Raw genomic sequence first — 19,304 nt, 5'->3', positions numbered from 1 at the left:
ATTCTGTAAAAAGAAAGGAGAATACTTTATGATGACCAATTTACAAAAGGAGTTTTTTAAACGCTTAAAAATTCCTGCAAAAGAAATAACATTTGATGATTTAGATGAAATTCTCTTAAAAATGGGAATGATTCTCCCCTATGAAAATCTTGATATTATGGCTGGCACTATTAAAAATATCTCAAAAGATAACTTAATAGAAAAGTTACTTATTCAAAAACGAGGTGGACTTTGTTATGAATTAAACTCCTTATTGTATTATTTTTTAATTGATTGTGGGTTTCAAGTATACAAAGTAGCCGGTACTGTTTATGATCTGTACGATAATAAATGGAAACCCGATGATGGTCATGTCATTATCATATTAAGTCATGAGGATAAAGATTATGTTGTGGATGCAGGTTTTGCATCTCATCTCCCTTTACATCCAGTCCCTTTTAACGGAGATGTCATCTCCTCTCAAACAGGAGAATATCGAATTCGTAAGCGAAATACTCGAAAAGGTACGCATATTTTAGAAATGAGAAAAGGAGCTAACGGAGAATCTACAAGTTTCTTACAATCTGAACCTTCAAATGAATGGAAAATAGGCTATGCTTTCACTGTAGATCCAATAGATGAGAAAAAAGTGAATAACATTCAAAAAGTGATTGTAGAGCATAAAGAATCTCCTTTTAATAAAGGGGCTATCACTTGTAAATTAACTACTTATGGTCACATATCATTAACAAATAAAAATTATACAGAAACCTTTAAAGGCACTAAAAATAAACGACCAATAGAATCTAAAGATTACGCTCGCATTCTTCGTGAATCTTTTGGAATAACGCAAGAGAAATATGTAGGAAAAACACTAGAAAGAGGTTAGTTGACTACAAGTATTTCATAATAAAGCAGATTCTATATTTAGAATCTGCTTTATTTTATATTTTGTTATAAATTAATTTAATTTTGTTGTTACCCTTTAATTTTCAATTATATATTCATCATCATATTTATCGTATTGTAACCCTTTCCCTATCTTTGATTCTGTAACTTGATCTCTTAAAAACGGTGCAGCATCCATTTTGCTAGTTGCAATTTCAATTCCATATTTTTTCGTTAAATGAGCTAACTCTATTAAAAACCACTCTCTTCGCAATGTAACTGGAATATCCAATGTTTTTCTTTTCATATATAATAGCACCTCTTTTATTTTCATAGCTTAAAAACATCACTGGATGCACTTATTAAAACTACCTTTCACCGCTAACAGCCAATGAAACATTATAGTATATGCATGTCCATTTCAAACGTGCTATCACAAATATGATATTTAAGCTTACATAATTATATTATGTAATAGCAGAAAAGGAAGGCATGTCCCTCCCCCTTCTACTATAGAGATTTAAATTAAGAACATCTTGGTACACCTAAAGCTAAAAATAAACCTGCTACTCCCGCAGTAATCGGTACTTTTAACGTAATAACATCGTCTACCTTCGTTACTAAAAAGTAAGCATTACCTTCTTGTAATATACAAGTTACTAACAATTGAAATTCCATTCAAATCTCCTCCTTTCAATCGATATACTATAATTTATGAAATATCTTTCAAAAAGTAATAGGAAATATATCTATTTTTCTCTATATATAAAATAATCGTTTATAAGTCTAGTAAAAATATTAATTTTCTAAATTTATATAAAACGTGTAATATCCAATAAGTTCCTATATAATCAATAAGAAAAATCTTACAAATACAGGTATGAAAATGGCGATTTTGAGTAATATTGGTGCAGCTTTATTTTCTATTGCTTTTATTCTTTTAATCTTATGTATCATTTCATTCTTTAAGAAAAATGGAAAAGCAAAACAATATGGACGTCCTACCGTTATTCTTTTTATGATTTCTATTATATTAATAACGACCGATACAACAAAATCGGAACACCCCGTCGTCGAGTTTTTTTCTACTTTAAGTTTCATTCTATTTATATTCTTCCTTGTTATAGCAATCTTATCTGTAATTAAGAAAACAGGTGTAGCGAAAAAACAATTTATTATTACAGCCGTATTATTTGTCATTTTTGTTGCGCTATTAGGTATTTCAGCTCCTTCTTCTGAAAAAACGACAGCAACTAGTACAAAAGTGGCATATAACAATGAAGAACAAAAAGATAGTGAACAGAAAAAAGAGCTAGAAAAGAAAGAGGCGGACGAAAAAACTCAAAAGCAAGAAGATGAGAAGCGTCAAGCCGAGGAACAAGCTCGTAAACAACAAGAAGAACAAAAACGTAAGGCTGACGAACAGGCTCGTAAACAACAAGAAGAGCAAAAAGCATAGCAAACTCAAACACAACACGCTTCAGAAAATACTAGTAGTGCATACTACAAAAATTGTGCTGCAGTTAGAGCAGCTGGGAAAGCCCCTTTACATAAAGGGCAACCAGGTTATAGCTCTCATCTTGATCGTGATGGCGATGGAATTGCATGTGAAAAATAGCAATAAAAAAGAAGCTTCTACTAAGCTTCTTTTTTATTAACGCAAAATATTACCACTTATTACTTTCCCCCTTATTTTAATAACATTCTTCTTATTATTCTCAAAAACGACACAGAATAAGTGATTTCAATCACTACATAGATGTTAATTTATCGCTATTCTTAATTTAGTTATTACATTCAAACTTTATGGAGGCGTTCATATGAAACATGCATTTACTGAAACTTCTATTGTCGGTGAGATCGTTACACAATTTCCGAAAGCTAGCGATCTTTTTAAATCATATAGAATAGACTTTTGTTGTGGTGGTAATAAACCACTTATTGATGCAATTCATGAAAGAAATTTATCAGCAACAGAAGTACTTACAGAATTAAATACACTTTATAATAATACGAAACGATTAAATGAATCTGAAATTGATTGGAAAAATGCTTCTTATCGTGAATTGATTGATTATGTTATAAATAAGCATCATCGCTATTTAAATGAAGAATTACCACAATTAAGTCCGTATGTGACGAAAGTATTACGCGTCCACGGAGCAAGTCAGCCTCACTTAGCTCAAATTCATAAGCTATTTCACGAATTAAAGATGGAATTAGAACAACATTTAATTAAAGAAGAAACAGAAGATTTTCCATTAATTTTAGAATTTGAACAAAATCCAAATGAAGAAAACTATGTGAATTTACGTAAAGTAGTAGATAAGTTGGAAAATGAACATAACCACGCAGGCAACATTATTAAAGAGCTTCGTAAAGTTACAAATGACTTTACTCCTCCAGAAGGAGCTTGCGGCACTTATCGACTTGTTTACCAACGCCTTGAAGCACTAGAGTCTGATTTATTTGAGCATATTCATTTAGAAAATAACATTTTATTTCCACGTGCAATTACGAGAGTATAAATCAAGTGCAGGACATGAGTATACATACTTATGTCCTGTTTTTTCATTTGGTAAAGAATATACACATCCCTCTCGAATAAATCCGAATTTTAACAATTTGTGAATCATTATAAAAATGTGATAAATATCACATCTCCCCTTTTTTGGATTTTCTATAATAGAAATATAATCCTTTGTTCAACATTTCACAGAAAAAGGGGAAACGAAAATGAAAAAACGTTTAGTTATGATCGGAAATGGTATGGCTGGAATACGCTGTATGGAAGAAATATTAAAACATAATAGTGATTCATATGAGATTACTATTTTGGGAGATGAACCGCATCCAAACTACAATCGCATTATGCTCTCTCACGTTTTACAAGGCAAAACAAATATGCAAGATATCATTATGAATGAATACAGTTGGTATGAAGAAAACGAAATAACTTTATATACAAACGAAAGAGTTCAAAGTATTAACCGAGAAGCAAAAATCATTATCACAGAAAAAAATCGTACTCTTACATATGACAAACTCATTATCGCAACAGGTTCTAGTGCTTTTATTTTACCTGTTGAAGGTTCTACTCTTCCTGGTGTAACAGGATTTCGAACAATTGAAGATACACAATTTATGATAGACACCGCTAAAGAAAAGAAAAAGGCCGTTGTTATTGGTGGTGGGTTACTTGGTTTAGAAGCTGCAAGAGGTCTTATTGACTTAGAGATGGACGTACATGTTGTTCATTTAATGCCAAACTTAATGGAGCAGCAACTAGATACGAAAGCAGCTTCTCTATTACGCGAAGATTTGGAAGCGCAAGGCATACAATTTCTAATGGAAAAGAAAACTGTAAAAATTCTTGGTACAGACCATGTTGAGGGCATTCAATTTGAAGATGGTGAAGTTGTAGATTGTGATTTAGTCGTAATGGCTGTCGGAATACGCCCAAATACGCAAATAGCAAAAGATGCTGGTTTAATTGTAAATCGCGGTATTGTAGTCAATGACTATATGCTAACAAATGACGAGTCCATTTATGCAGTTGGAGAATGTGCAGAGCATGACGGTATCGCATATGGACTTGTTGCTCCTCTTTATGAACAAGGTGCGATATTAGCAAAACATATAACAAATTTACAAACTGATGGATATTCGGGCAGTATCGTCGGTACGCAATTAAAAGTTGCAGGTTGTGATTTATTCTCTGCTGGTCAAATTTATGAAGATGCTCAAACGAAAGCAATATCAATCTTTGATGAATGTAAACGTTCCTATAAAAAAGTATTAATTCGTGACAATAAAGTCATCGGTATCGTTTTATATGGTGACACAGCTGACGGAACACGCCTCTTTAGCATGTTAAAGAAAGAAGAAGATATACAAGAATATACAGCCGCTTCTCTTCTTCACAAAGCTGGTGAAGAAAGTGAACTTAACGTTGCTACTATGAGTGCTGATGACACGATTTGCGGATGTAATGGTGTTACGAAAGGTACAATCGTTCACGCCATTTTAGAACAAGAGTTAACGACTTTTGAAGAAGTTAAAGGCTGTACGAAAGCCGCAGGGTCTTGTGGTAAATGTCGTCCGCTTGTGGAACAAGTTTTATCTCATACACTTGGAGATGCTTTTGATGCCTCAGCGCAATCTGCCGGTATGTGTGGATGTACACCTTTATCCCGTGATGAAGTCGTAGCGGCCATTTACGAGAAAGGCTTAAAATCTCCAAAAGAAGTACGAAATGTTCTTGGTTTTGCACATGAAGACGGCTGTTCGAAATGCCGCCCTGCTTTAAACTACTATTTACGTATGGCGATTCCAGAAGAATATGAAGATGATAAATCGTCCCGTTTCGTTAATGAAAGAATGAATGGTAACATCCAGCACGATGGTACATTCTCTGTTATTCCACGTATGTACGGAGGCGTTACAACAGCAGATGATTTAATGAAAATTGCTGAAGTTGCGAAGAAGTATGATGTTCCACTTGTGAAAATTACCGGTGCAAGCCGAATTGGCTTATACGGTGTCAAGAAACAAGATTTACCTAACGTATGGGCTGACTTAAATATGACTTCTGGATATGCGTATTCAAAATCTCTTCGTAATGTAAAATCATGTGTTGGCTCTCGTTTTTGCCGTTTCGGTACGAAAGATTCATTAGGACTTGGTATGTTGCTTGAACAATCATTAGAAATGGTAGATACACCTCATAAAATGAAAATGGGTGTAACTGGTTGTCCGCGTAACTGTGCGGAAGTACTGACGAAAGATTTTGGCGTTGTTTGTGTCGAAAATGGATATCAACTTTATATTGGCGGAAATGGTGGTACAGAAGTACGTGAAGCTGATTTTGTAATGATTGTCCCTACTGAAGATGATGTCCTTCGCATCGCTACAGCTTACATGCAATATTATCGTGAAACTGGTATTTACGGAGAGCGTACTGCCTACTGGACAGAACGTTTAGGCTTCGATCACATAAAAGAAATACTGCAAGATGCAAATATGATTACTACGTTAAATGAACGTTTCCAAAAAACTCGTGGCACATATAAAGAAGCATGGGGACAAGCACTAGAAACGAAATCATTAAAAGCGATGTATGAAGTAGAAACTGTGAAATAAGGAGCTGTGACCTATATGATACAAACGAAAGAAAAAATAAAAGTTATGCGTGCAGAAGACCTTCCTATTCAAATCCGTAAAGAGGTGCAAATGAAAGGTATGTCTTTCGCCCTATTCCGCCTTTCAAATGGCGATATTCGAGCTGTAGAAAATCGTTGTCCTCATAAAAACGGGCCATTAGCGGAAGGTATTGTATCTGGAGAATTCGTCTTTTGTCCACTACATGATTGGAAAATTTCACTACTAACAGGTGAAGTTCAAAAACCTGATGACGGTTGTATTCAAACGTATGAAGTAGAAGTTATTGACGGAGATATTTATATATACATGTAATTTACAAAAGGAAGCCTCCCCTGGCTTCCTTTTAAATAAAAATAGACGAGGTGCGAATATGAACGGATATGTATATTTAGTTGGTGCAGGACCAGGTGATGAAGGGCTTATTACAAAAAAAGCGATAGAGTGCTTAAATCGTGCAGATATCGTCTTATATGACCGCTTATTAAACCCTTCCTTTCTTAATTATACAAAAGAAACATGTGAACTTATTTATTGCGGAAAAATGCCAAAGAATCATACTATGCGTCAAGAAATGATTAACTCACACCTCCTTCAATTTGCGAAAGAAGGAAAAATCGTAGTCCGCTTAAAAGGCGGAGATCCATCTATTTTTGGCCGTGTTGGTGAAGAAGCAGAAACTTTAGCATCAGCAAATATTCCATATGAAATTGTACCAGGTATTACATCTAGCATCGCCGCTAGTATCTATGCAGGTATTCCCCTCACCCACCGTGACTACAGTAATAGTGTCACTTTATTAACTGGACATGCAAAAGGTCCTTTAAGCGATCATGGAAAATATAATTCATCTTACAATAGCGACACGATTGCCTACTACATGGGTATAAAAAACTTACCTACAATTTGTGAAAACTTACTACAAGCAGGAAAAAAAGAAGATACGCCAGTAGCAGTCATTGAATGGGGTACAACTGGTAAACAGCGCGTTGTCACAGGGACACTGTCTACCATTGTTTCTATTGTCAAAAACGAAAATATTTCTAATCCTTCTATGACAATTGTTGGTGATGTCGTTTCCTTACGTAATCAAATCTCTTGGAAAGAACGCAAGCCATTGCACAGCAAGAAAGTTTTATTTGCATCTGCAACAAATAAAAAAAGCGCAATAAAGCAAATGTTACAAGAGTCCGGTGCAGAAATATATCAAATTCCAACTTTCAAAAAGAAAGAATACACATTAACCTCTGAACAAATCAATAAGATTTTTAACGTTGATCGTCTTGTATTTTGTTCCGCTGACAGTGTAGACATCTTAATGCAATCATGCAGTAAATATCATAAAGATATTCGTTCCTTACAGGCAGAACTTCACTATATGAACCTTTCTATTCAAGAAAAGCTCATGCAATATGGATTGTTCAGTAAACCTGCGCAATTTTCTTCGAATTCAACGATTTATTTAGGACGAAACATTAACCGAATTGCTGTTATTCAAGAAAAAATTGGTGCTGGTTCCTATATGATGACTCATGAGTACACAATTGATCATCGCTTCGATGAAATTCATTCACGTATTCTTTCTGAATTCTCATGGGATAGCATTGTATTTGAAGGTCGTGCTTCTATTGATACGTTTCTAGCAGAAATAAAACGCCTTGGCTTTATCAATATTCTTACTCTCCCATTCTCGTATACCGACGTTCCAACTTTACACTATGCAAATAAAGTTGGGTTTCATAACGTAGATCATCAATTACAAGAAACTCTTATGAAGAAAGACATGGTGAGACAATGAAAGGAATTGTATATGTTGGACATGGGAGCCGGCTACAAGAAGGTAATGAACAATTCATTCAATTTATTCAATCTGTTATGAAAGAGCGAAACGAAAGAATTCAAAAAATAGCTTTTCTAGAACTAACGACACCTACTATTTCGGATGCAGTTACAGAAACGATAATAGAGGGAGTAACTGAAATAATGATTGTACCTGTTTTATTATTTGCAGCAGCTCACTATAAACGTGATATTCCTTTTGAAATAGAGCAACTACAAAAGAAATATCCACAAATAACATTTTCAGTTGTACCTCCTTTTAGTACACATCCACATATGGTGGAACTTGTAGTGAAAAGAATACGTGAAGCTATGTCAATGCAAAATAGTAGTATTTTACTCGTAGGACGAGGCAGTAGTGATCCACAACCGATACATGAATTACAACAAATCAGAGCAGCTGTCGAACGAAAACTTGGTATGCCAGTATCCTGTTCCTTTTTAACGAAAGGAACTCCCTCTTTTGCTGCTGAGCTCAAGGCTATAACATCGACTGCGTCCCATGTATATGTCATGCCGTACCTTCTCTTTACCGGATTATTACTTCAAAAAATTAAATTGCATACAAAAAAATATGATCACGTTACGACTTGTAACTGTCTTCAGTTTGATACATACATGAAGTTAACATTATTAGAACGAATGGAGGAATGCATATATGTATAACATGTACCCTCTTATGTTTAATCTACAAAATAAAGTGGTCGTTATCATTGGTGGAGGTAAAATTGCATATCGAAAAGCGTCTGGATTAAAAAATACAGGTGCTTTCGTCACTGTTGTCAGCCCAGAAATTTGCGAGGAAATGAAGGAACTTTCTTATATTACTTGGAAGCAAAAAACTTTTAGTAATGATGATATTAAAGATGCTCATCTTATTTATGCAGCTACAAATCAACATGCTGTAAATATGATGGTCAAACAGGCCGCTCATGATTTCCAGTGGGTTAACGTTGTAAGTGGTAGTACAGCATCATCTTTTCACACACCTGGTGTCATTCGAAATGATGAATATGTTGTCACTATTTCAACTTCAGGTAAGGACCCATCGTTTACGAAGCGCATGAAGCAAGAATTAACATCTATACTTCCTAAACTTATAAAAAAACTTTCTCATACTCGCAAATTGTAATCTATCACTCAGCTAAAATAGTAATTAACTTTGAACAAACGTTTTTAGAGGCGTTTGTTCTTTTTGCTTTAGTTTCGTTTTTTAGGCTCAGACAAGCAATTGGATAAGAATCTGTGAAGAAAAATAACGGCAACAATTACGGACATAAAAAACAGTTGCTTGAGAGCAACTGCTTCAATACAGGTTTTATATTGGATATTCATTCAACCAAATTAGCGCATATTCATACTCATCAAAAAATCTCACAGATTCTTTCGTATTAGATTGTTGTAAATAATCCATTATCTCCCCCTCTTCAAGGAGAAATGCAATTGCCTTACTGTGATTCAAAATGGTTTCATTGAAAAACTTCTCTTTCCATACTTTTTGAACAGAAAAATGATTTGGCGTGTATCCTTTTCTATCCACCAACAATTTGTATTTCCGCCCTTCGGAAATGAATTGCTGACAAACCTGCTCGAAACCATTAAACCATTCATACACATCATCTGTTTTTATATTACCAACTAGATGGGTAACAATTATATCTCCCGAAACCGTTGTGCTAATATTCTGTTTACTCAACTTAGAATCATCCCCCTTATTTACAATAATACGGAAAAACTACATGGAATCAATAAAGATAAAATTCTTACTTGACGCTCCCCCATCACTATCAACCTAAGCTCATGTAACGTCAATTATAAGCGAGATTGTGTCTTTTTTCGCAAATCTATATGTAGATGCTTTAAAGATTTACATACGAAATAACCCCTAATGAGTTTCCTTTTTTTGAATTAAGCCACTTGATTATCAGACATAGTACAATTGTAAACGGCACTCAATATATTTAAGACTGTTTTCTTCTCATATCGATGGGATTTCCGTCCATCATTTACCACCTCAAATCTATTCGTTTTTTGCACGTACATTCAAAACAAAATATATGACAAATAAATAACGACAGTTACTGTAATAATGCTGAAAAGTGTTGAAAATAAAACGATTTGTGCATGTAATTCAGGTTCTATTTGATACTCCATAGCAATGGTTGATGTATTTCTTGAAGTAGGAAAAGAACTTGCAATAAATAATGATTGTGCAACAATACCATCCATGTTTAGTAGATATATCATAGCAAGTGCTAATAATGGTCCCATCAGTAACCTTCCAATTAAAGCCCATGTTATGACTCGATGGAAAAAATTAAGCTTAATGTTGGATAATTGTGCCCCTAGCAATATGAGTGCTATTGCAACAAAACCATTCGCAAGCTGATTAAGAGGAATAAAGATAGAATTAGGTATTTGAATTGTAAAAGATTGAAAGAAAACCCCTAATACGAGTGCATGAAATACAGGCAGTCTTAGAAATGATTGAATAATACCTCCGATTGTTTTTGTTGCTGATAGTAAGTTATATATCCCATATGAATAAGTTAAAAGATTCTGGAAAATAACAATAAAAATTTGAATGGAAACCCCCACTGGATTGTGACTGAAAATCAATTGACTTACTGGTAACCCATAATTACCGGAATTCATTAACGAAATGCTATTTTTTAGAGCTGCACTTTCTCCTTTTTCTAACTTTAATATTTTTGAAATGAAATGACTTACTATGATCAGACTCAGACTATAAAGCATTAAATAGTATATTATCTGGAGCAACAAACCTGTTTCTATACGAATATCATATATATTCACAAATACAGCCGCTGGCATCAAGCAATAAGTAATAAGTGTAGATAGCTGCTTTAAGTTAAATTGAAACTTTCTTTGTAAGATTGCACCAATTAGCATCAATATTAATATTGGTAATATCACGTCTAATATAATAAAAACAAACATGTAAAACCTCATTCCAAATATATTATAGTTGGATTAAACTCTTTACTAAATATGGACCACATTTTATTCATCGGAAAACACCCTCAGTTCTTAATAATCAGAAAACTGAAATCAATAATATGAAAATGCTCATCAAAAATTCTTATTTCATTTCCCTCCCCTCTCTTTTCTTTAACATATCAAATATAACTCATAAAGAAAATTATGGATTGTTTATACAAATTCATAATTTTATCTTATCAACCTAAACGGTATTTTTTATTTTAAGTATTCTTTTTCACAATATCCATTAGCCTTACCAAAAAATCTGGCCCTAGAAAAATCTGATACTGCAGTTACTATGCGAAGAATACTTACATCAATTCCATACTTGTCGCTTAAAACACCTAACATACTTGATACTTGTTTATCTTGAGTGGACTTATATTTTTTTCATCTAAACATCCCGATTCAATTAAATATTTGCATTCTAAAAATGAGTTCGATCTTTAGAATAGATTTAAGATTTCCTTCACTAATCTACCCTTTAATTGAATAACTTTTGACTTCTATATTTTAAAATAAAATTCCATAAACCTTCTGTTTTTCATTTTAAAAACACACTCTTTTAGAAAACGAGCGTTTGTTGAGATAGCAATAAAAACATGTTGAAGCCTATTACAAAAAGAACCATCCCAAAATACTTTGGGACAGTTCTTTTTCCTTATTAATGATTCTTTAACATCACTAACAATTTCTCTTGGCTATACATCCATACTGTAATGATTAAACAAGCAAGTGCGACTTCTGATAACGCCATAAATCCAATTGCATAATGACCTGTTAATTGGAATAGTAACGTTAAAATTAGCGGTGGGAAGAATCCTCCTAGTCCACCTAAAGCTGATACGAGACCATTTACAATACCAGCTTGTTCTGAGAAATACATTGGAACGAGTTTAAAGATTGTACCATTACCTATACCTGCACAAAATGCGACTAGTAGGCAACCAAATGTATACACGTTCATGCTAGGCATAAATGATAAAATAATACCTGAAAGTGTTAAACCGATAAATACAAAGATTAATATTTTAAATGGATTAAACTTATCACCGAGCCAACCACCAATTGGGCGCATAATTGTTGCGAGTACGATGAATCCAGCTGTCCGCATACCTGCATCTACTTTCTCTAATCCGAAGTGAGATACTAAAAAGTTTGGTAAGTATACGGTAAATGCGACAAATGATCCGAATGTTAAAAAGTAAAAGATACATAAAAACCAAAGTTTTTCATTTTTATATACACCTTTTATTTGTTCCATTAATGGTGTATTCACCTTTTTCTCTTTACGATCGCCTAATAAAAAATTCATAAGTGCAAATGCTGCAAGTAAAACCAAATAACATTGTACTGTCGCTCTCCAGCCAACTGAAGTTGCGATAACAGGCGCTAAAAATGAAGTAATGGCTGTTCCGGCATTACCTACACCGTAAATACCATTTACAAAACCGTGACTCTCTTTCGGAAAGTATTTTGGTAAAGAAGTTACCCCTACAGAGAATACAGCACCACCGATTCCGACAAATAATCCACCAATAATTAAATCCATCATAGAATTGGCAACACTAATATAAAAGACAGGAAATAATAATAAAATAAAACTAATAAAGAATAATTTTCTTGCTCCGAAACGATTTGTCCAATAACCAATTGGAATGCGAAGAACAGAACCTAAAATAACCGGTACTGCTGTTACTATAGAAATTTGTCCCGCAGTTAATGGAATATCCGCTTTAATATAAGGCATTAATGATGATAAAATGACCCATACCATAAAACCGATAACTAGATTAGAAGTTTGTAAACTTAATTGAAAATTAGGACTTTTCATCCTGTTCCCTCCTATGTATGCATAGTTATATTCATTCTCTCCAGCCTAATCACGTCCTAACATGATTAGGCTGAAAAGAATCAACCACCACTTACTGGCGGAATCATTGCTACGACATCGCCAACTTGAATGATGTCATCCTCATTTGCATACTCTTCATTTATCGCGACCATAATTTCGTTTGAAATTGCTACATTATATTCCTTAATCAGAACTTCCTTCAGCTTCGCAACTGTAATATTTTCACAATCTATGTGTAATGCCGGCTTACTTACTTCTTCTTGTAAATGTGCAAATAATAGTACTTCAATCATATACTCCTCTCCTTTCCAGGCTCACCATTTGCATATGTTACCTTCTCTAACTGATCACCTATCCATGACTCACCATCTTCCCAAAACTCTTTCTTCCAAATTGGAACAATTTGTTTAATACGCTCCATAATATATTCGTTCGCCTCATATGCAGCTTTCCGGTGTGGTGTAGAAACAGCGACAACAACAGCAAGATCAGAAATTTGTAATGTACCAATGCGATGTGTAATAGCGACATATGTCCCTGGCCACTTCTCTCCTACTTCAGTGCCAATTCTCTCAAGCTGGTTCTCCGCCATTGTCTTATAAGCTACATACTCTAAACAAAGTGTACGTCGACCTTTCGTAAATTCTCTAACAGTACCAATAAAAGTAGTAACCGCACCACACTCACGACGAATTACTTTGTTTGTAACTTCTTCAATTGAAATAGGTGTATCAATTACTTCATAATACGTATGTGTCATCTTGCACCTCTGATCCTTATATAAGTTAGCAATCTCTTTTTCTATTACTTGTATGATCGAAGCGGCTCTTCCCACGGCCACTCACTTCCGACGTTCGATTCTAATAACAGTACCGAAACGGTTATTCCTGTTTCAAATCCTCTCGTTCCTCCCGGCAGAACGATAAATGCATTCGCTTCTGCAATTGAAGAAATTGCGCTAGATTTATCTAAACCGACTGGTGTAACTTGCAATTGCCCATCTACAATTTCTACTCTCCCTCTTACAAAACGAGTAAACGGATTTGCTTTCGAAATGTCTTTCTGTAAAATTGCCTCTGCACGATATATGTGCGGATCTTTCCTATGCAAGTATGTTCCAATGACAGGTCGAACATACAATTCACATCCGACATAACAAGCAGAAGGATTACCAGATAGACCAAATAATAGTTTTCCCTCTAACTCAGCTACAGTTGTCACACTTCCTGGTCGCATCGCTATTTTGTTAAAAAGTACATTAGCTTGTAATCTCTCATAAATAGCCGGTAAATAATCATAGTCTCCTACTGAAACGCCACCAGTTGTAATTAATATATCAACTTCTTTTATCGCTTTTTTTACAGTGTTATAACACGTCTCAAAATCGTCAACGAATTGTCCATAATACCGTACAACTCCGCCCGCTCGTTCAATTTGCGCAGCTATCATATAAGAGTTACTATTTCGAATCTTCCCTGGCTTTAATTGTTCATGTACTTCGAGCAGTTCACTTCCTGTCGTTACAATTCCAATGACTGGCTGTTTTACAACATATACCGTACTATAACCAAACGTAGCAAGAAGTGCTGCAACTCCAGGATTAATAACAGTCCCTTTTTTCACCAGAATGCTATTTTGTTTTACATCTTCTCCTTTAAAAGAAATGTTATCCCCAGCAACAAAGGAGCGTTTCAATTTCATATAAGTCTTTTCGTTTTCTTCAAATCCTTCCGTTAGCTCTAACATAACTACTGCATTACACCCCGCAGGAATTGCCGCACCTGTCATAATACGGACAGCTTGAAATGCTTTCACATCTTCTGTAAAAACAAAACCTGCTCCAATTTCACCAATCACTTCAAACAGAATGGGATTACTGCTACTTGCTTCTTTTGTGTCTTCTGCTCGAATCGCAAATCCGTCGTATGGAGAACGATTGAAATGCGGGACATCATGATCTGCAATAACATCTTCTCCAAGTGTTCTACCGTAGCTTTCTATAAAAGAAACCTTTTCTATTTCACCTTGGTAAGCATATTCCATTACACGTGCAACTGCTTCTGCCACTGGAATTGGTATACGTTTTTCTAACATTCTTTTTCACCTCGTTTTAATAAGGGACAACTCTCTTTCTGTTCATCCTATATATTTTGCGTATAAACGTTTTGCTATTTTCACATCATTTGTTCCATGAATAAATGCCCTACCGTCTGTAAATAAAACGAAACGATATTCATCAATTAGAAATGATAGTAAGTAAGGCGTTTTTTGGACAAGTACACTTTTTTGTAATCGTTTTTGAACTTCCTCTAAATGAAGAACACGTTTTACCCCTGAACGGATTTGAACCGTATTCCGTCCGCATAGCACTTCCATTTTCATCTGTGCTTCAAATGTTAAACTTGGGTACGTGCGTGTATTTCCACAAGATGGACATGTATTTTTCTTCTGTCTATTTACTTTTAATGAGAGATATTGATTGTTCCAAATATCAAATGATAACATTGTTCCTCTTAGCGCCTCGAAATCATCCACCAATATTTTCATCGCCTCTGTTACTTGATGAGCAACGACCATTTGTACAGCTGGTTGAATGATTCCTGCTGTATCGCATGTTGCACTGCCCATAGGATGATCCATTAAGCAGCGAAAACATGGTGTTTTCCCTGGAAGAATTGTATACGTTACACCGTAACTTCCAATACATCCACCGTATATCCAAGGTATATTTTCTTTTTGTGAAATGTCATTTATAAGTAGGCGCGTATCAAAATTGTCAGTCGCATCTAATATGAGATCCACTTCTTTTGTTAACTCTTTTATTTCTTGCAGTGTGACATCCGATACTACTGGTACAATTTCCACTTCAGAATTAATCTTTCTTAAATGCTCTGCCGCTGCAATTGCTTTCGGTTTGCACTGCTGTGCATCTTCTTCTGTATATAACTGTTGCCGTTGTAAATTACTCCATTCGACGTAGTCACGGTCAGCAATTGTCAATTTCCCAATTCCCATTCTAACAAGAGCTTCTGCATTTGCAGCTCCTAGTGCACCCGCACCGATTAGGAGCACATGCTTTTCTCTTATTTTTCTTTGTCCCATTTCACCAATTCTAGAAAACAATACTTGTCTTGCATAACGCTCTTGCATAAGAACTCCGCCTTTCACTATCCACCAATGTAAGACATTTCAACTTTTGGACGTTTACTTGTACTTTCAACTGTTCTTTCATCTGAATATCGATCTGTTCTATATCGCCATGTATGTTGTAAAATTTTTAATAATGAGGCGTCAGAAATATTTTCTCGAAGAAGCGTTCGCAAATCCGTTCCTTTTGTTCCAAATAAACATGTAAAAAACTTACCGTCTGCCGAAATACGGGCTCTCGTACAAGAAGAACAAAATGACTCAGAAACAGAAGTAATAAATCCAACTTCTGCATCGCTCCCTACATATCGATACATTTTCGCAACCTCTCCAAAGTAACGAGGTTTAACAGGCTCAATCGGATATACACGATTAATCTTCTCTATTAATTGTTCCTTCGTAATAACTTGTTCAAAGTTCCAGCCGTTTGTACTGCCCACATCCATAAACTCTATAAAACGGAGCTGAATTTCTTGTTCTTTAAAGTAACGAGCCATATGAAGAATTTGACTATCATTCATTCCTTTTTTTACGACCATATTTACCTTTACTTCTAACCCTGCGTTCTTCGCTTCTTCAATTCCTTTTAATACAGGTTTTGTGCTTACATTTCGTCCATTAATTTTTTTGAAGACATAATCCTCTATCGCATCTAAACTAATATTTACACGTTTTAATCCCGCTTCTTTTAACGCCTTTGCTTGTTTTGCTAAATGAATACCGTTTGTTGTGAGTCCAATATCTTTTAAGCCTTCTAGCTTTGCAAGTCTTGCAATTAACGTCGGTAAGTCTTTACGCAATAAAGGTTCACCGCCAATAAGCCTAATTTTATTGACTCCCATACTTATAAATAATCTCGCTAATCTTTCTATTTCATCGAACGTTAATAAAAGCTCTTCCTTTAAAAAAGCGTAATCAGGTCCGAACACTTCAGCAGGCATACAGTATGTACACCTAAAATTACAACGATCAATAACTGAAATACGTAAATCTTGAAGTGGCCGTTCTAAAGAATCTTTCATGTTCTCATGCATCTATATCCCTTCTTTTCTGCTGCAATCCTTAGTAAGCTTTCAATTTTTTTATTTGCCTTCATTATAAAAAAGAAGCTACATATTCAATGTGACTTTTCTCACATTACTTTCCCCATTCAAAAATTCTTCACAAATCCGTTCGAATTTTGTTCACATCTTTAATCTCATCCACTTTGTCTATTGAATTTTTCAAACTAAAAACTGAAGATTTCTTCCCCTTACGGTCATTGAAATTTCAATTTATTTTTAAAATAGCTCTTGCATTTTCATCATACTTACACTCAAAATAGGAAATGTATTGCTTATAAGAAGAAAGGTGATCACTGTGGCAAACAGTATGACATTATCTCAAGATTTAAAAGAATTACTTGCATCTGTTGAATATAAAATGCAAATTAAAAAAGGTAGTTTTATTTTTCAAGAAGGTATGGAGGCAACAGAGCTCTATATCATCCACTCAGGAAAAGTACAAATTAGTAAATTAAGTGCTGACGGACAAGAATTGACACTTCGAATTTGTTCGGAATATGACATTATTGGAGAACTAACATTATTCACGGACAATGCGAAATACTTATTAAATTCAAAATGCCTTGAAGATGTTGAAGTAGGAGTTATAAAGCGTGAAGCGTTAGAAAAAGCATTACTCCAAAAACCAGCACTTGTATTTGAATTTATGAAATGGATTAGTGAACATTTAAGAAGAATGCAAACGAAGTTCCGAGATTTAGTATTACACGGCAAAAAAGGTGCCCTGTACTCTACTCTTATACGAATGACAAATAGTTACGGTGTATTAAAAGAAAATGGGATTCTCATCGATTTACCATTAACAAATCAAGAACTTGCTAATTTCTGTGCAACTTCACGTGAAAGTGTAAATCGAATGTTAAATGAATTAAAAAAGCAAGGTACAATTTCGATTCATAAAGGAAAGATTACAATCCACGATTTACAATTTTTAAAATGTGAAATTGCTTGTGAAGATTGCTCTGCTTCTGTTTGTAGCATTGATTAGCATCTTATTTAGATGCTAATCTTTTTTCAATTTAAACTACTTATTAACGATTATTTCCTATGTAAACAAAAACGAGGCCTGCCATATGAGACCTCGTTTCGTTTTAGCTGCTAACTCCTATCCGTTTACAGCAGTATTATTTTTTCAACTCATTAGGAATACGTCTTCTGTAAATTACATAACTACGGCTTACATATTTAATTGGGGCACTAAATACATGTACTAGTCTTGTAAATGGCCACACTGCGAATAAACCCATCCCTGCAAGAATATGAATTTTAAACCATACTGGTACTTCCGTCATATATTCAACTTTCGGTTGGAAAATAAAGAGACTTCGGAACCAAGGGCCAATTGTTGTACGATAATCAAATCCTTTTGAATCGATATTTAAAAATGTTGAAGAAAGTCCTGCTAACATTACGATAAGTAATAAAATAAGCGCAATATAATCTCCCTTTGTGCTCGTTGCAATGATACGTTTTACAGTTACGCGGCGGTACGTTAATATAATTAAACCGATGATAGAAGCAACACCTGCCGGAAGCCCGAAACTAATTGCCATTATGTGATACGTATGCTCAGAAATACCTATCGAACGGTATACAGCTTCTGGAATTAATATCCCCATAACATGACCGCCAATTACGAACATAATCCCAAAGTGGAATAATAGACTTCCGATTCGGAGCATTTTCTTTTCTAATAGTTCACTAGATTTTGATGTCCATCCAAATTGATCATAGTTGTATCTAAAAATATGTCCACCGATAAAGATTACAAAAATGATATAGGGAAACAATACCCATAGAAATTGATTCATCATTTTAACAACTCTCCTTTCTAATTTGTCTGTACATCCCATGCTTCGATAGCGAGTAGAACAGCCGCAAGAATTGGTTCATACATACTACCTGCTTCTTTTAACTGAACGTGTAATGCTTGTATATTCTCCTTGTATTTACTCATAATTGGTTCACTGTCTTGCTCATTTGCATTTGCAAAAAACTCGAGTAATAGCGGTAAATAATCAGGTAGTTCTTTATCTGTTACTTCAAAACCCGATTTTTTATAATGCTGCTTTAACTCTAGTAATTCAATCCCTCTTTCTCTTTGTTCACCAGTGTTCATATACGTTAAATACATATTCGTCTTTTTACCAAAATCAAATGTATATACGTAACCATCAATAAGTTTATCGTTCGTTTTATGTAGCGCTTGTTTTATAAATGTTGTAAGTGAAGCTTTAACATCGTCCTGTTCAATCGCTTCCATCTCTTCTAGTAATTCAGTTAAAGCTTCCCTCCACCCGAGTTCCGGGTAGGAGAGAAGGAATGAAGAACAAGAAAAAGCAGTTCGTAAACTTTGTTTCATAATTTGC

General features: G+C 34.6%; 20 protein-coding genes and 1 pseudogene. 9 read left to right on the top strand and 12 right to left on the bottom strand.

The window, feature by feature from the left end; genetic code table 11:
- The first annotated feature begins 28 nt into the window (after positions 1-28).
- Complete coding sequence (locus ACQRBL_RS10345) at positions 29-868, top strand: arylamine N-acetyltransferase family protein (protein WP_000988898.1); 840 nt, start codon at positions 29-31, stop codon at positions 866-868.
- A gap of 96 nt (positions 869-964) precedes the next feature.
- Here the strand turns inward: ACQRBL_RS10345 and ACQRBL_RS10340 are convergent, their stop codons facing one another.
- Together ACQRBL_RS10340 and exsG are read right to left on the bottom strand one after the other, a co-directional pair.
- Positions 965-1,174: a hypothetical protein gene (locus ACQRBL_RS10340; RefSeq protein WP_000824207.1), complete on the bottom strand. Its 210-nt coding sequence runs from the start codon at positions 1,172-1,174 to the stop codon at positions 965-967.
- Between the two features lie 218 nt (positions 1,175-1,392).
- Positions 1,393-1,545 (bottom strand): exosporium protein ExsG, encoded by a 153-nt coding sequence (exsG, locus tag ACQRBL_RS10335; RefSeq protein WP_000395679.1) that lies wholly within the window; start codon positions 1,543-1,545, stop codon positions 1,393-1,395.
- A gap of 208 nt (positions 1,546-1,753) precedes the next feature.
- On the opposite strand from exsG, the pseudogene ACQRBL_RS10330 reads away from it, so the two are divergent.
- The 7 genes and pseudogenes from ACQRBL_RS10330 (at position 1,754) to ACQRBL_RS10300 (ending at position 8,998) form a co-directional block, all read left to right on the top strand.
- Positions 1,754-2,485: pseudogene (locus ACQRBL_RS10330) on the top strand (excalibur calcium-binding domain-containing protein).
- A 202-nt stretch (positions 2,486-2,687) separates the two neighbouring features.
- The gene (gene ric / locus ACQRBL_RS10325; RefSeq protein ID WP_000679632.1) at positions 2,688-3,395 is read left to right on the top strand and encodes an iron-sulfur cluster repair di-iron protein; all 708 of its coding nucleotides are present in this window, start codon (positions 2,688-2,690) and stop codon (positions 3,393-3,395) included.
- Between the two features lie 208 nt (positions 3,396-3,603).
- Entirely contained in the window at positions 3,604-6,009 is a 2,406-nt protein-coding gene (gene nirB, locus ACQRBL_RS10320; RefSeq protein ID WP_411996362.1) for an NADPH-nitrite reductase large subunit, read from the top strand.
- A 15-nt stretch (positions 6,010-6,024) separates the two neighbouring features.
- Positions 6,025-6,342 (top strand): nitrite reductase small subunit NirD, encoded by a 318-nt coding sequence (gene nirD / locus ACQRBL_RS10315; RefSeq protein WP_411996363.1) that lies wholly within the window; start codon positions 6,025-6,027, stop codon positions 6,340-6,342.
- 58 nt (positions 6,343-6,400) lie between these two features.
- Positions 6,401-7,825, top strand: coding sequence for a uroporphyrin-III C-methyltransferase (locus ACQRBL_RS10310; protein ID WP_023521786.1), 1,425 nt, complete (start codon positions 6,401-6,403; stop codon positions 7,823-7,825).
- Positions 7,822-8,532: a sirohydrochlorin chelatase gene (locus ACQRBL_RS10305; protein ID WP_000676477.1), complete on the top strand. Its 711-nt coding sequence runs from the start codon at positions 7,822-7,824 to the stop codon at positions 8,530-8,532. The genes ACQRBL_RS10310 and ACQRBL_RS10305 overlap by 4 nt, the downstream gene beginning before the upstream one ends.
- Positions 8,525-8,998, top strand: a complete 474-nt coding sequence (locus ACQRBL_RS10300) for a precorrin-2 dehydrogenase (RefSeq protein ID WP_000282601.1) — start codon at positions 8,525-8,527, stop codon at positions 8,996-8,998. Before ACQRBL_RS10305 ends, ACQRBL_RS10300 begins: the two co-directional genes overlap by 8 nt.
- Before the next feature lie 186 nt (positions 8,999-9,184).
- Here the strand turns inward: ACQRBL_RS10300 and ACQRBL_RS10295 are convergent, their stop codons facing one another.
- The 8 genes from ACQRBL_RS10295 to moaA all read right to left on the bottom strand — a co-directional run bounded on the left by ACQRBL_RS10295 (position 9,185) and on the right by moaA (position 16,905).
- Entirely contained in the window at positions 9,185-9,592 is a 408-nt protein-coding gene (locus tag ACQRBL_RS10295; RefSeq protein ID WP_232357456.1) for an STAS/SEC14 domain-containing protein, read from the bottom strand.
- Positions 9,593-9,909: 317 nt separating this feature from the next.
- Positions 9,910-10,827, bottom strand: coding sequence for an AEC family transporter (locus tag ACQRBL_RS10290; RefSeq protein ID WP_000497496.1), 918 nt, complete (start codon positions 10,825-10,827; stop codon positions 9,910-9,912).
- A gap of 706 nt (positions 10,828-11,533) precedes the next feature.
- Positions 11,534-12,703: a nitrate transporter NarK gene (narK, locus tag ACQRBL_RS10285; protein WP_000841859.1), complete on the bottom strand. Its 1,170-nt coding sequence runs from the start codon at positions 12,701-12,703 to the stop codon at positions 11,534-11,536.
- 80 nt (positions 12,704-12,783) lie between these two features.
- On the bottom strand, positions 12,784-13,017 hold the full coding sequence (gene moaD, locus ACQRBL_RS10280) for a molybdopterin converting factor subunit 1 (protein ID WP_000573676.1): 234 nt from the start codon (positions 13,015-13,017) through the stop codon (positions 12,784-12,786).
- On the bottom strand, positions 13,014-13,484 hold the full coding sequence (locus tag ACQRBL_RS10275) for a molybdenum cofactor biosynthesis protein MoaE (protein ID WP_000149965.1): 471 nt from the start codon (positions 13,482-13,484) through the stop codon (positions 13,014-13,016). The genes moaD and ACQRBL_RS10275 overlap by 4 nt, the downstream gene beginning before the upstream one ends.
- 44 nt (positions 13,485-13,528) lie before the next feature.
- The gene (locus ACQRBL_RS10270) at positions 13,529-14,818 is read right to left on the bottom strand and encodes a molybdopterin molybdotransferase MoeA (protein WP_023521782.1); all 1,290 of its coding nucleotides are present in this window, start codon (positions 14,816-14,818) and stop codon (positions 13,529-13,531) included.
- A gap of 42 nt (positions 14,819-14,860) precedes the next feature.
- Positions 14,861-15,874, bottom strand: a complete 1,014-nt coding sequence (locus ACQRBL_RS10265; RefSeq protein ID WP_001158064.1) for a molybdopterin-synthase adenylyltransferase MoeB — start codon at positions 15,872-15,874, stop codon at positions 14,861-14,863.
- 17 nt (positions 15,875-15,891) lie between these two features.
- A complete protein-coding gene (gene moaA / locus ACQRBL_RS10260) occupies positions 15,892-16,905 on the bottom strand; it encodes a GTP 3',8-cyclase MoaA (protein ID WP_411996364.1) in 1,014 nt (337 codons plus the stop codon).
- A gap of 325 nt (positions 16,906-17,230) precedes the next feature.
- Between moaA and ACQRBL_RS10255 the strand changes: the two genes are divergently transcribed.
- Complete coding sequence (locus ACQRBL_RS10255) at positions 17,231-17,923, top strand: Crp/Fnr family transcriptional regulator (protein WP_000013866.1); 693 nt, start codon at positions 17,231-17,233, stop codon at positions 17,921-17,923.
- A 136-nt stretch (positions 17,924-18,059) separates the two neighbouring features.
- Here the strand turns inward: ACQRBL_RS10255 and narI are convergent, their stop codons facing one another.
- Positions 18,060-18,749, bottom strand: a complete 690-nt coding sequence (gene narI, locus ACQRBL_RS10250) for a respiratory nitrate reductase subunit gamma (RefSeq protein WP_023521779.1) — start codon at positions 18,747-18,749, stop codon at positions 18,060-18,062.
- Between the two features lie 17 nt (positions 18,750-18,766).
- Positions 18,767-19,297: a nitrate reductase molybdenum cofactor assembly chaperone gene (gene narJ / locus ACQRBL_RS10245; RefSeq protein ID WP_023521778.1), complete on the bottom strand. Its 531-nt coding sequence runs from the start codon at positions 19,295-19,297 to the stop codon at positions 18,767-18,769.
- Positions 19,298-19,304: the final 7 nt, after the last annotated feature.

Source organism: Bacillus sp. AF62, from assembly GCF_050312695.1.
GTDB lineage: Bacteria > Bacillota > Bacilli > Bacillales > Bacillaceae_G > Bacillus_A > Bacillus_A cereus.
The sequence above is the reverse complement of the archived record's forward strand: the minus strand, read 5'-3'. Positions and strand labels throughout refer to the sequence as shown.